At 62.4% G+C, this 11,598-nt stretch carries 15 protein-coding genes; 6 read left to right on the forward strand and 9 right to left on the reverse strand.

Translation table 11 applies throughout. The features are described 5' to 3' along the window. The first annotated feature begins 387 nt into the window (after positions 1-387). Genes VEJ16_09385 through VEJ16_09395 form a run of 3 tightly spaced genes read left to right on the forward strand, consistent with a single transcriptional unit; the run spans position 388 to position 1,350 of the window. Positions 388-633, forward strand: a complete 246-nt coding sequence (locus tag VEJ16_09385; protein ID HYB09871.1) for a hypothetical protein — start codon at positions 388-390, stop codon at positions 631-633. A gap of 50 nt (positions 634-683) precedes the next feature. Continuing rightward, positions 684-869 carry a DUF4169 family protein gene (locus VEJ16_09390; GenBank protein ID HYB09872.1) on the forward strand — a complete coding sequence of 62 codons (186 nt, stop codon included), beginning with the start codon at positions 684-686 and terminating at the stop codon, positions 867-869. A gap of 58 nt (positions 870-927) precedes the next feature. Continuing rightward, positions 928-1,350 (forward strand): VOC family protein, encoded by a 423-nt coding sequence (locus tag VEJ16_09395; GenBank protein HYB09873.1) that lies wholly within the window; start codon positions 928-930, stop codon positions 1,348-1,350. Positions 1,351-1,357: 7 nt separating this feature from the next. Here VEJ16_09395 and msrB read toward each other — a convergent pair whose 3' ends face one another. Genes msrB through VEJ16_09410 form a run of 3 tightly spaced genes read right to left on the reverse strand, consistent with a single transcriptional unit; the run spans position 1,358 to position 2,802 of the window. Continuing rightward, entirely contained in the window at positions 1,358-1,789 is a 432-nt protein-coding gene (gene msrB / locus VEJ16_09400) for a peptide-methionine (R)-S-oxide reductase MsrB (protein HYB09874.1), read from the reverse strand. Between the two features lie 55 nt (positions 1,790-1,844). After that, positions 1,845-2,309 carry a carboxymuconolactone decarboxylase family protein gene (locus VEJ16_09405; GenBank protein ID HYB09875.1) on the reverse strand — a complete coding sequence of 155 codons (465 nt, stop codon included), beginning with the start codon at positions 2,307-2,309 and terminating at the stop codon, positions 1,845-1,847. A gap of 28 nt (positions 2,310-2,337) precedes the next feature. Further along, complete coding sequence (locus VEJ16_09410; protein ID HYB09876.1) at positions 2,338-2,802, reverse strand: nucleoside deaminase; 465 nt, start codon at positions 2,800-2,802, stop codon at positions 2,338-2,340. A 148-nt stretch (positions 2,803-2,950) separates the two neighbouring features. Between VEJ16_09410 and VEJ16_09415 the strand changes: the two genes are divergently transcribed. From VEJ16_09415 to rsmD, 3 genes are read left to right on the forward strand one after another with little or no spacing between them, the layout of a single operon-like run. Beyond that, on the forward strand, positions 2,951-3,661 hold the full coding sequence (locus VEJ16_09415) for a gamma-glutamyl-gamma-aminobutyrate hydrolase family protein (GenBank protein ID HYB09877.1): 711 nt from the start codon (positions 2,951-2,953) through the stop codon (positions 3,659-3,661). A gap of 12 nt (positions 3,662-3,673) precedes the next feature. Further along, positions 3,674-4,456, forward strand: coding sequence for a pseudouridine synthase (locus VEJ16_09420; protein HYB09878.1), 783 nt, complete (start codon positions 3,674-3,676; stop codon positions 4,454-4,456). After that, positions 4,437-5,045, forward strand: coding sequence for a 16S rRNA (guanine(966)-N(2))-methyltransferase RsmD (gene rsmD, locus VEJ16_09425; GenBank protein HYB09879.1), 609 nt, complete (start codon positions 4,437-4,439; stop codon positions 5,043-5,045). Before VEJ16_09420 ends, rsmD begins: the two co-directional genes overlap by 20 nt. A 21-nt stretch (positions 5,046-5,066) precedes the next feature. Here rsmD and mutL read toward each other — a convergent pair whose 3' ends face one another. The 6 genes from mutL to VEJ16_09455 form a co-directional block, all read right to left on the reverse strand. Further along, on the reverse strand, positions 5,067-6,941 hold the full coding sequence (gene mutL / locus VEJ16_09430) for a DNA mismatch repair endonuclease MutL (GenBank protein HYB09880.1): 1,875 nt from the start codon (positions 6,939-6,941) through the stop codon (positions 5,067-5,069). A gap of 176 nt (positions 6,942-7,117) precedes the next feature. Further along, the gene (locus VEJ16_09435; protein HYB09881.1) at positions 7,118-8,539 is read right to left on the reverse strand and encodes a glucose-6-phosphate isomerase; all 1,422 of its coding nucleotides are present in this window, start codon (positions 8,537-8,539) and stop codon (positions 7,118-7,120) included. 143 nt (positions 8,540-8,682) lie between these two features. Further along, complete coding sequence (locus tag VEJ16_09440) at positions 8,683-9,240, reverse strand: DUF3035 domain-containing protein (protein HYB09882.1); 558 nt, start codon at positions 9,238-9,240, stop codon at positions 8,683-8,685. 62 nt (positions 9,241-9,302) lie between these two features. Then, the gene (gene lspA, locus VEJ16_09445) at positions 9,303-9,824 is read right to left on the reverse strand and encodes a signal peptidase II (protein ID HYB09883.1); all 522 of its coding nucleotides are present in this window, start codon (positions 9,822-9,824) and stop codon (positions 9,303-9,305) included. 22 nt (positions 9,825-9,846) lie between these two features. Next, complete coding sequence (locus VEJ16_09450) at positions 9,847-10,854, reverse strand: bifunctional riboflavin kinase/FAD synthetase (GenBank protein ID HYB09884.1); 1,008 nt, start codon at positions 10,852-10,854, stop codon at positions 9,847-9,849. Positions 10,855-11,045: 191 nt separating this feature from the next. After that, the gene (locus tag VEJ16_09455) at positions 11,046-11,519 is read right to left on the reverse strand and encodes a MaoC family dehydratase (GenBank protein HYB09885.1); all 474 of its coding nucleotides are present in this window, start codon (positions 11,517-11,519) and stop codon (positions 11,046-11,048) included. Between the last annotated feature and the right edge of the window lie 79 nt (positions 11,520-11,598).

Here is an 11,598-nt window from a genome sequence, read left to right on the forward strand (position 1 = left end):
TCTTCGGGCGGAATTTCACGGTGTTCGTGCGTTTGACCCGCAAGCCATTTGTAAGCATCGCGAGCGAGGAGCAACCACACCGTCACTGAACGCACGTCAGGGACAGCCTGCGGCGGTAAACAAGAATTACGCCTGTCGCCAAACGCCCCTGAATTGTCACACGCCCTGTAGCGCGCTTGTATCCTCCGCCGCCAAGCGATCTTTCTCACAAGCCATTGTTCTGGGCCGATTTTTATTGCCGAACGGTCGCTTTTCGTGGGCAACTTCCTTCAAACCGCCACGACATAACCTAAAATTGAGTTCCCCGCGTTAACCATTCCTTAATAACCGTGGTTCAGGCTTGATTCGGGCCAATTTTTATTCGCACGCGTCGGGGACGCATCGCCAATGAGCATCTGGCAACGCCAAAAGCGGCCTGAAATTTCGGAAGGAGCCGCCTTCCGTCACCCTCAACCCGGTGCGGTCACCGAGACCGCTCGTGTCCTCTCGCTCTGCAGCGACCCGCTCGGCATACCCCACGTCCGCTTCATGGTGAGCTACGAGAAGAGCGAGCGCACGATCCTCGAGGACGGACCGCGCATCCTCTCCCTGACGGCGTTTGCTTCCCGTTACCGCGAGCCCTCCGCCGCCTAGCACAAAGGCGGAGCCTTGCCGGCCTTGGCCGCTTGCGGCAAGCTGGGCCCGTGGCCGAAATCGTCAACCTTCGGAAAATTCGCAAAGCCAAGTCGCGGGCTGAGTCCGAGCGCCAGGCAGCCCAAAACCGCCTGCGCTTTGGCCGCACGAGGGCCGCCAAAGACCGGGACAGCCTGGAAACAGCACGGCAGGCCCGCGCCCTCGACCGTAAAAAGCTCGACGATCGGGATTTCTAGACGAGCCGCGCCGACGGGCTTATGTCACTTAATAGTGCCAATTTCACGTGAGGCGGGCATGAAGCACGCCATTCCATTCGGCATTCGTGGGCTCGATCACGTGGTTCTGCGCGTGCGCGATTCGGCCCGGGTCGAGCGTTTTTATTGCGACGTGCTCGGTTGCACGGTCGAAAAGGTCCAGGCCGATCTCGGTCTCACCCAGCTTCGCGCGGGGAACACCCTCATCGATCTTGTGGACATTGGCGGCAAGATCGGGCGGGAAGGCGGGGCCGCACCCGGCAAGGAAGGGCGCAATTTGGACCATTTCTGCCTCAGGATCGATCCCTTCGATCCGAACGCGATCGCGGCACATCTGCATGCCCACGGAATTAAGCACGGGGAGCCACAGGCGCGCTTCGGCGCCGACGGCGTAGGCCCCTCGATCTATCTCGACGACCCCGAGGGCAACCGCGTCGAGCTCAAGGGCCCGCCCTCGCGGTAGCCCGCGGCTACTTCTTTTCGATCAGCCTGAGCGAAGCGGAGTTCATGCAGTAGCGCTCACCCGTCGGCTGCGGCCCGTCCGGAAACACGTGGCCGAGATGGGCATCGCACTTGCTGCAAAGCACTTCCGTTCGCGTCATAAAGAATTTGCGATCGGTTTTGAGGGTGACGGCGTCTCCGTCGACCGGCGCCCAGAAGCTTGGCCATCCCGTGCCCGAATCGAACTTCGTGTTCGAATCGAAGAGCGACCGACCGCAGCAAACACAGACATAGATGCCAGGCGTCTTCGTGTTCCAGAACTCGCCGGTGAATGCGCGCTCGGTCCCTTGGCGGCGGGTCACCTCGTATTGGAGCGGGGTTAATTTCGCCCGCCATTCGGCGTCATCCTTTATCACCTTGTCGACCTTCACCTTGTTCGTTTTTTCCTTGACCTCGACCATATTCACGCACTCCAAGAAAGAGCCGTTGGACGAAACCTGCCCTTCGAATCCAAGATCATTGCGCTGCTTGCGTCGATTTGGGCATTTCGGGCTGTTGGCGGAAAGAGACCGCGATTCGATTCCAGCCGTTGATCGCAACGATTGCCATGGTGAGATCGACGAGTTCCTTCTCGCTGAATTCTTCGCGAGCTTCTTCATAGACCGCGTCCGGCACGTGGTCCCTTGCGATGAGGGTCACGGCCTCGGTCCAGGCGAGTGCCGCGCGCTCGCGCGCGGTGAAAAAAGGCGCTTCTTCCCAGACAGCGACCGCATAGAGGCGGCGCTCCGTCTCGCCGGCCTTGCGTGCGTCGCGCGTGTGCAAATCGACGCAATAGGCGCAGCCGTTGATCTGCGAAGCGCGCAGCTTGACAAGTTCCAAGAGCGAATGCTCAAGGCCGCACCCGTCGACATAGGCTTGTACGCCACGCATCGCTTTGACCGCATCCGGGGCCACGCTGTAATAGCGTATACGCTCTTCCATTGCTCACTCCCTCGCGTTGGTGTGGCGGTCACGGTTCGTCGACCGCAACCGATAGCTTCGCCGCACGACGCAATTCGAAAAACCTGCGCAACAGGTCTCCCGCGCGGGTTTCCTCGATCCCGCCGTAAATCTCGGGGCGATGGTGGCAGGTCGGCTGGGCATAGAAGCGCGCGCCATGCTCGACTCCGCCACCCTTTGAATCATAAGCCGCAAAATAGAGCCGGCGAAGGCGCGCGAATGAAATGGCAGCCGCGCACATCGCGCAGGGCTCGAGTGTCACGTAAAGATCGCACGCTTCGAGTCGCGATTGGCCGAGTATGCGGCAGGCGTCCCGGATCGCCAGCATTTCGGCATGCGCCGTAGGATCGACGAGCTCAACCATCCGATTGCCGGATGCGGCCACGACGTTGCCGCGCGCATCGGAAAGGACGGCGCCGACCGGCACTTCCCCCTGCAAGCCGGCCCGCTCAGCAAAGTCGAGGGCGAGCGACATGAGGCCCTGTGCTGCGGCGGTCATGGCGAAACCATGGTAGCACCGCACCGCGGCGTCAAGCCACCAGGGCTATCGATTTCGGGCGATTACCCCGGTCGAGCCACCCTCCCGATTGCACTCCTGCCCGGCAATCCCTACATTGCGCCCCATGACCCGCCCAGCCATCGGCCTTACCCTCGATTCCGAGCCGCCCGGCGGCTATTCCAAGCTGCCTTGGTACGCCTTGCGACAGAACTACTCCGACACCATTGCGGCGGCCGGCGGTCTGCCTATCCTATTGCCCCACGACCCCGATCGCGTGGAAGATTATCTCGATCGGCTCCGGGGACTTGTGGTGACGGGCGGAGCTTTCGACGTCGATCCGTCACTGTTCGGAGCGACAACGAAACACCCGACCGTGAAAACGAAGGACGGCCGCACGGCCTTTGAAAGCGCGATCCTCAAGGGTGCGCTCAAGCGCGATATGCCGGTCCTCGGCATCTGTGGCGGTCAGCAACTCCTCAATGTCGTGCTCGGCGGAACGCTCATCCAGCATATCCCCGCGGAAGTCGACGATGCTCTCGCCCATGAGCAGCCAAATCCGCGCACTGAGCCAGGCCATGTCGTGCACGTCGTTAAGGGAACGCTCCTTTATCGAATCACGGGATCGGAGGCGCTCGCCGTCAATTCAGCGCACCACCAGGCTGCCAAGGATGTCGGACGCGATGTGATCGTCAATGCGACCGCCGACGACGGCATCATTGAGGGCATTGAGCATCCGCGCTATCGCTTCTGCCTCGGCGTGCAATGGCACCCCGAATACCTCATCAGCCCCGGGGACGGCCGGATCCTAGACGCCTTCGTCGCCGCCGCCGCGTAGCGCCGGCTGGGCATGCCTGAGCACGAGCTTGCCAAAGCTGAGCGCATCGCCAAACGGCTTGCGCGCGCCGGCCTCTGCTCGCGTCGCGATGCCGAACGTTGGATTGACGAGGGACGTGTCGCAGTAGATGGAAAGGTGTTGACGACACCCGCCGTCGTGGTGACCGACGACAGTATCATCACCGTCGACGGCAATCCTCTCCCCCAAGCGGAACCCCCGCGGCTTTTTCGTTACTACAAGCCAAGGGGCCTCGTGACCACAAACCGCGATCCCGAGGGACGTCCAACGATTTTCGAAAGGCTTCCCCCGGGGCTGCCGCGACTTGTCGCCGTTGGCCGGCTCGATATCGCATCCGAGGGGTTGCTGCTTTTGACCAACGATGGCGAGCTTGCGCGGCATCTTGAGCTGCCGTCCACGGGCTGGCGTCGGCGCTACCGCGCACGCGCCTTTGGCGCCATCGACGAGAAATCGCTGCGATCGCTCGGGCGCGGCGTCACGGTCGACGGCTTCGAATACGGCCCCATTGAAGCGAGTCTCGACAAGGTTCAAGGGGCGAACGTATGGCTCACGGTGATCTTGCGGGAAGGCAAGAACCGCGAAGTGCGCAAGGCGCTCGAGCATCTCGGGCTTTCTGTGAACCGGCTCATTCGCACGGCCTATGGCCCCTTCGAGTTGGGGAAACTCGAGCGCGGTGGGGTCGAGGAAGTGCCTCGGGGGCATTTGGGAAACCAGCTCGGCCCGATCTACAAGACGCTTCGCACCAAGGTCGCAGGCCGTGCGCATCGTCGCGGGTAGGCATCGTGGCAGGTCGATTGCAGCACCTGCGGACGATTCGGTTCGCCCGACGTCGGATCGGGTACGTGAGAACCTTTTCAATATCCTCGCGCATGGCAAATTCGCGCGTGCCGATGGCACCTCCCCACTCGAGGGTGCGCATGTGCTCGATGCCTTCGCGGGCAGCGGCGCACTCGGTCTGGAATCCCTGTCCCGCGGAGCGGCCGACGTCGTGTTTCTCGATCGTGACCTGAGTGCGCTTGAATGCATCCGGCGCAACGTCGCCAGCCTTCGCGAAGAAAAGCGCTCAACGCTCGTGCAAGGGGACGCCTTGAAGCCGCCACTGCCGGCGAAGGTGCGCGGCAACCCGACGCCGCGCGACCTCGTCTTCGTCGATCCACCCTATCGCACCGCCGCCGCAGCACCCGCTCTTGCCGCCCTAGCCGCCGCAGGGTGGATCGTCGACTCTGCGATTGCGGTTGTCGAACTCGATCATCGCGAACCGTTTGCCATACCGGAAGGTTTCGTCGCCGAGGACGAGCGAAGCTATGGTGGAACCAAAATCCTCTTCCTGCGGCATGCTGCGCCGAAAACCGAGTCTTCGCTGTGAGCGTCGGGGACGTCGAAAGCGTTATCGCCGGCCGAAGAGCTTCTCGATATCGGCGAGCTTGAGCTCGACATAGGTTGGACGACCGTGATTGCATTGCCCGGCGTGCGGTGTGACCTCCATCTCGCGCAAGAGTGCATCCATCTCGGCAATTGACAGATGACGGCCGGCCCGCACGCTGCCATGGCACGCCATCGTTCCGCACACATCGCCGAGCTTTTCCTTGAGGGACAGGGCCTGGCCGAGTTCCGCGAGCTCGTCCGCGAGGTCGCGCACGAGACTCTGGACATCGCATGCCCCAAGGAGTGCTGGAACCTCGCGAACGACAACCGCACCCTCGCCAAAAGGCTCAAGCACGAGGCCGAGTTCCGCAAGCTCCGCGGCGCGGGAGGTGAGTCGCTCGGCGGCAGCGGGATCGAGCTCGATGACGTCCGGGATCAGAAGCGCCTGGCGCGCGACCCCCGTCGTTTCGAGGGCGCGCTTCATTCGCTCGTAGACTAGTCGCTCATGCGCCGCATGCTGATCGACGATGACGATTCCGTCCGCGGTCTGGGCCACGATGTAGGTTTCGTGGAGTTGCGCGCGAGGTGCCCCAAGGGGGTACTCAACAGGTTCTTCCCCGGCGGTCGCGCTTGCTTCCCCCGCTTTCGCCGCCGGGGCCGTCGTGACGCCAGGGAGTTGATTTTTGTGCTCCGGTACTGGAGCGAGGTAACCTGCCGCCGCCTCTGCAAGGCCCTGCTGGAAATAACGCGGCGGAGTCGCCGCTTGCCGGCCGTAGCTTGTGTGCCCGGTGCCTGTGTGCCCAAATCCGGTCGTCGTCGCACCCGTGTGAGGCGTCACATGTGTCATTGGACGGAACGCGCCGAGAGCGGCAGTCGCAATCGTGGTCGAAGCACGGTAACCCGCTTCGGCGAGCGCGTGCTTGAGCGCACTCACGATCAGTCCACGCACCAACCCCGCATCGCGAAACCGTACCTCGGCCTTCGCCGGGTGGACGTTGACATCGACCAATGCCGGCTCGAGCTCGAGAAAGAGGGCGAGCATCGGATGGCGATCCCGCGCGAGAAAGTCCTGATAGGCGCCACGCACGGCGCCAGCCAGCAGCTTGTCGCGTACGGGGCGGCCGTTGACGAAAAGATATTGGTGTTGGGCCGTGGCGCGGTTGAGGGTCGGCACCGCCGCGTGTCCGGAGAGCCGAATGCCCTCGCGCAGCGCCTCGATCTTGAGGGCGTTGTCCGCGAACTCGCGCCCCATGATGGCGCCGAGCCGGCCGTGCTGCGCATCGAGGAGGTCGCCCTGGACTGCCGAGAGGCGCACGACGGCGCGCTCGCCGTCCGAGAGGGTGAATTCGCCGGCGGGATGAGCCATGGCAAGCCGGTGGACCACGTCGATCGCCGCGTGCAGCTCGGTACGTTCGGCCTTCATGAATTTGAGGCGCGCAGGGGTTGCGAAAAAGAGGTCGCGGACTTCGATGCGCGTGCCTGGCGGGTGAGCCGCCGGTTGGATCCGGCCTTTGACCCCGGCCTCGACGGCAAGGCTCCACGCCTCGCTCGCACCCTGGACACGACTTGTAAGGGTCATCCTGCTTACGGCGCCGATGGAGGGCAATGCCTCGCCGCGAAATCCGAAATAGGCAATATGGCTAAGATCGTCGTCGGGAAGCTTTGAGGTGGCATGGCGCTCGACCGCAAGCGACAAATCTTCGGCGGTCATGCCGCAGCCGTCGTCGGTCACGGTCATAAGTGTGCGCCCGCCCTCGCGCAGCATCGCGTCTACGCGCCGCGCTCCTGCATCAAGGGAATTTTCGATCAACTCCTTGAGTGCTGCGGCCGGACGTTCGATCACCTCGCCGGCCGCAATCCGGTTAATGAGATCGGTCGGCAGCACGCGCAATGCCATAACGATCCTCCGCGCTCGTGTGGTGGATTTGAAGTTCCTGTCATTCTGGTGGTACGCGCGTTTAGGAACTTCAAATCCGAATACCACACTCGATACAACATATTACGGGTGTGGCTTTGAATCCGAAATTCGCTCACGGTCCCGCACCTGATGTGGCGAATTTCGCATTCGTCACACTAGACGTTTTTTGCCGCGAGGTAACTGCGCGCCCGGCGCTTGCCGTCCTCGACGGCGGGCTGATCGTAAGGATTCACGTCCAACAAGTCGGCAGCGATGATAACCTCGAACATATAGTGCATGAGCAGCGCCCCAAGCGATCGTTCATCGATTGTGTCGAGGGCAATGACGCGGGCCGGCCGCCCCGCAGCGACAAGCGTGTCGTGGGTCGCACGCTGCTCCGCGGAAAGGAGGTCACCCATGGTACGGCCGGCGAGATAGTCGAGGCGCCCGTCCGCCGCCAGGTCGTGCGGAATTCGTCGACCCTTGCCCTCCTCCGCCGCGACAATGAGCGTGAACATCTTATCGGCTGGACCGTCAAGATAGAGCTGGAGCTGGCTATGCTGATCGACTGTGCCGAGGGCACGCGCAGGTGTCATGCCTTTGCCGTTCTTGCCCAGGCTTTCCGACCAGAGCTGGCGGAACCACATGCCGAAGGCCGCCAACCTGTCCACGTAGGGCATGATTACGGTCGTCGAAAGTCCGTGATTGTTCTGAAGCGCCACCGTGATCGCGGCACCGACCGCTGGTGCAAAGTGCGCCGGCGTCGATGCGGCGAGCATCGATTTGACAATCGGCACCGCTCCCTCTCGCACGGCGGCGATGTCGACGCCAGCGACCCGCGCTGGCAAGAGGCCCACCAGCGAAAGGACCGAAAAACGCCCGCCAATCTCCCGATCGTGATCCAGCACGGTAATTCCGAAACGCTCGGCCAACCGACGCATAGGGTTGTCGCCGGGCTCGGTGATCACCGTGAAGTGACGGCCGGCATCTTTTTCACCCACCGCCTCTCGCAGTCCCGCGAGGCACACGAGGAATTGCGCCACCGTTTCGGGTGTGCCGCCCGATTTCGAGATGGCAAGAAATCCGGTACGCCGCAGGCCGACCGAACCGAAGAGGCCTTCGAACCGCTCGGGATCGATGTTGTCCAGGAAGTGGAGGCGTGGCGCCCCGGGCGGGGGGCCGAAGCCTTGATCGACTAGGGCAGCAAGCGAATGTCCGCCGAGGCTCGACCCGCCGGTGCCGAGGACCACAAGCTCGCTGAACGACGCGCGCAGACGCTGAGCATGCGTTTCGATGAGCGCCAGGTCGTCGCGGGTTTCGGGTAGCCGGAGAATTGGAAAGCCATCGGCATACTGCGCGCGCAAACGCTCAAGTACCGGAGCGGTCGCTGAGAGGGCGGCGGTGTACTCCGCTTCGGAAAGGCCACGGCGGCCGATTCGAGTCTCGAAGCATGCGTCGGCAATCTGCCGGTAGGCGACTCCGTGAATACCGCCGGGAAAATCAAGCCGAGGGATTGCGCTCGTCCCCAGCGCCGCAATCGGCGACGCGGCAGGTCGGGGTTTTTTCAGCTCAGTTCTCGAGCGCCGCCGATGATTCAAACCAGACCTCTCAAATTGTGCGGCGGCATTGGCGGGCCGACGCGCTCAGCACCGCGGTGTAGCTCTCACAGAAGCGCATGCGAAATCGAGACTCGGCCCTTAGCCGCGTCCCGCAACGATTTCTGGCGGCACCCTGCCGCCGCTTAGAACACCCCGCCGCTCGTGTCCTGACGCTCCATGGTCGGCTGGTTGTTATCGTTGAATATGCCGCCGAGGAAGCCGGAGTCCGACTTCTTCGATGGGTCCTGCGCCTGCTCAGGGGCGGGCTTCACGAGGTTGTTAACGAAGGCATTCTCCTGGTTGGAAAGATTAGTGGTCTCTTTGTCCACCTTTTGCCTTATGGCTGGATCGACCGACGAGGCGCCCGCATGCTGCAGAAGCGCCGATTCACCGAGCGTGCGGCCGGCCTTGCGTTGCACATTCGCTTCCTTGTCCTGGTTGAGCCCGAACACAGCCTGGCGGCCTTGCTGGGAGGCCGTAAAATCGCTCGTCCCGCTCGCACTGGACGGCGGACGGAGGCTGTAATCGGGTGGAAGCGTTAAGGGCGGGCGCTTTGTGCTGAACTCGTCTGGCGCGTCGAGGTTTTGCTGGCGCGCACTCGCGTCGCCGATCCCGACCGCAGACTTGATCGAATCGCACGCACCCAAACCGGCAAGGGCCAGGATTGCAATCAGAGCCCCTAGACTACTTCCCTTCCTCATCGACCTCGAACCCTCTTGCCAAATTGCCCTTTGTGACCTCGCTGGGCACCCCATCGGCGACCTTAAGTTTTACGGCTTTCTCGCCGGCTAAACAAGGCTTCGGCCAACAGGACGGCGACACCCACGTTTATTGCGGAATCGGCCAGATTGAATGCCGGAAAGTGGTATTCGCCCCAGTGAAAATCGATGAAATCGGTCACTGCCTGCTGGAAAAGCCGATCCACCACGTTGCCGAGGGCGCCGCCCGCGATCAAGCCGACAGCTATGGAAATCCATCGGTTGGCCGCCCGGCGCTGCCAAATGAAGAGCCAAATGACAACCGCAAGCGCCAGGGCGGAGAGGCCCCAAGGCGCCCACGACTCCTCGCCGCGGAGCATCCCGAAGCTGATACCTCGGTTGAACACGAGGACGAGATTGAGGAACGGAAGAAGCGGAATGACGCGCGGGGGCTGCATCACGCGCTCGACGATGAACCACTTGCTAAGCTGATCGAGAAGAATGACGGCGAGCGTAATCGCCACTGTAAGGCCGCTCGTCTGCTGACGGACTTGCGCATCGGTGTCCCGATGCTCTCCTGTTATCATGAATTCGAACCTTCCAGTCAGATCATGGCGCCTTTTTCGGTTTTTCCTTGGCAGGCCGGAACGGCGTTGCCGGCCAATTGTGTTCCCACCGCTCGGACGCCAAGATGATGCGCGCGCGACGGCTGTCCTCTGTCATTTCGGCGATCAGATCGTCAACGCTGTCGAACTTCATCTCCGGTCTGAGATGATCGACGAGTGCGACCCGGAGATGCCGACCATAGATTTCATCTGAAAAGTCGAAGAGATGCGTTTCGAGCAGAAGCGTGTTGCCATCGAACATCGGTCGCACGCCCAAGTTGGCGACACCGGCATGCCACTGGATTTCATGGCCGCGGTCGATGCCCGCGCGCACGGCATACACCCCACGCGCAGGCTCGAGGAAGCCATCGAGTGCGAGATTGGCCGTCGGATAGCCAAGTACGCGGCCGCGCCGATCGCCGGGTTGAACGCGCCCTTCGATCTCCCAATAGCGGCCGAGAAGAAGGGCTGCGCGCGTTGGATTGCCGGCCTGGAGGTAATCTCGCACGCGCGTCGACGAGTATATCTCCTCCGCCGGCCCACGCACTCGGGTCAGGCAAGTGACGCCGAAACCGGCGATCTCGCCGAGGGACGCAAGGATTTCGGCGTTACCGCCGCGCCTGTGGCCGAACGCGAAATTGTCGCCGACGACCGCGTGGCGGATGCCGAGGCCGGCGACCAGCACGTCCGCGACGAAACGCTCCGCGGTGAGCCTCGAGAGCGTTTCGTCAAAGCTAAGGACAAATAGCTCGTCGACGCCTAGCGATTGGATCAGACGCGCCTTGATCCGAAACGGTGTAAGGCGGAATGGAGGCTGGTCGGGGCGGAAAAAGCTTCTTGGATGGGGCTCGAAGGTCAGGACGGCCAGCGGTGCGGCCATACCCCGCGCCATCCTTCCAGCTTCGTCGATGATGGCTTGATGGCCGCGGTGAATGCCGTCGAAATTGCCGATTGCAACGACGGCACCTCGCGCATTTTCCGGTAGCTCCGAGTAGTGACGAAACACGCGCATGGCTTCGGAACCCGCTCGATCTCCAGCACCTTGGCAGTGCTTGGCTTATAGCGATGCGGGGGCCGAGCGTCCATCGCCGCGGCGTGCCGCGACGAAAGGGCGCCTTCGCGAGTCTAAATGCTTTTTACCGGATTGAGCCGCCGCGCCAGAACCGAGCGGGTCGTCATGTTTGCCGCACTAAACGTGACGCGTCAGGCGCCAGCGCGGGAAGGCACCATGACCTGGGCCTCGCCCTCGAGCACCACGCGGTTGTTCACCGTGCAAACCGTCAAAAGCGTCGCCTTACGCTTCGAGATGTCGACTGCGGTAATCGTGACTCTCGCATTGACGGTGTCACCCGAGCGCACGGGCGCTTTGAATTTGAGGCTTTGATTGAGATAGATGCAGCCCGGACCGGGGAGCTTCGTGCCGAGCACCGTCGAGATGAAGCTTGCGGTCAGCATGCCGTGCGCGATGCGTCCTTCGAACATCGTGTTGGCTGCGAATTCATGGTTCAGGTGAACCGGATTGAGATCGCCCGAGATGCCGGCGAATAGCACGATATCCGCGTCGGTCACGGTGCGCGCGTAAAGCGCGTTCATGCCGGTCTTCAGATCCTCAATGTAATAACCGTGCAGCTCGTCAAGTGCCGCTTGCCGCCGGTCGTCAACCATCTCCAAGGCCATTGGGCTATCCCTTTTCGTTGTGCGTCAGGCGCCCGCACGTGATGCGCCGCAATATTATATTGCGGCGCACTGTAAATAA

It is taken from the genome of Alphaproteobacteria bacterium (genome assembly GCA_035625915.1).
GTDB lineage: Bacteria > Pseudomonadota > Alphaproteobacteria > JACZXZ01 > JACZXZ01 > DATDHA01.

Excerpts from the sequence above, each read along its gene's own strand:
- VEJ16_09385 (HYB09871.1), top strand. The coding sequence starts at position 388 with ATGAGCATCTGGCAACGCCAAAAGCGGCCTGAAATTTCGGAAGGAGCC.
- VEJ16_09395 (HYB09873.1), top strand. The coding sequence starts at position 928 with ATGAAGCACGCCATTCCATTCGGCATTCGTGGGCTCGATCACGTGGTT.
- msrB (HYB09874.1), bottom strand. The coding sequence starts at position 1,789 with ATGGTCGAGGTCAAGGAAAAAACGAACAAGGTGAAGGTCGACAAGGTG.
- VEJ16_09405 (HYB09875.1), bottom strand. The coding sequence starts at position 2,309 with ATGGAAGAGCGTATACGCTATTACAGCGTGGCCCCGGATGCGGTCAAA.
- VEJ16_09410 (HYB09876.1), bottom strand. The coding sequence starts at position 2,802 with ATGTCGCTCGCCCTCGACTTTGCTGAGCGGGCCGGCTTGCAGGGGGAA.
- VEJ16_09415 (HYB09877.1), top strand. The coding sequence starts at position 2,951 with ATGACCCGCCCAGCCATCGGCCTTACCCTCGATTCCGAGCCGCCCGGC.
- VEJ16_09420 (HYB09878.1), top strand. The coding sequence starts at position 3,674 with ATGCCTGAGCACGAGCTTGCCAAAGCTGAGCGCATCGCCAAACGGCTT.
- mutL (HYB09880.1), bottom strand. The coding sequence starts at position 6,941 with ATGGCATTGCGCGTGCTGCCGACCGATCTCATTAACCGGATTGCGGCC.
- VEJ16_09440 (HYB09882.1), bottom strand. The coding sequence starts at position 9,240 with ATGAGGAAGGGAAGTAGTCTAGGGGCTCTGATTGCAATCCTGGCCCTT.
- lspA (HYB09883.1), bottom strand. The coding sequence starts at position 9,824 with ATGATAACAGGAGAGCATCGGGACACCGATGCGCAAGTCCGTCAGCAG.
- VEJ16_09450 (HYB09884.1), bottom strand. The coding sequence starts at position 10,854 with ATGCGCGTGTTTCGTCACTACTCGGAGCTACCGGAAAATGCGCGAGGT.
- VEJ16_09455 (HYB09885.1), bottom strand. The coding sequence starts at position 11,519 with ATGGCCTTGGAGATGGTTGACGACCGGCGGCAAGCGGCACTTGACGAG.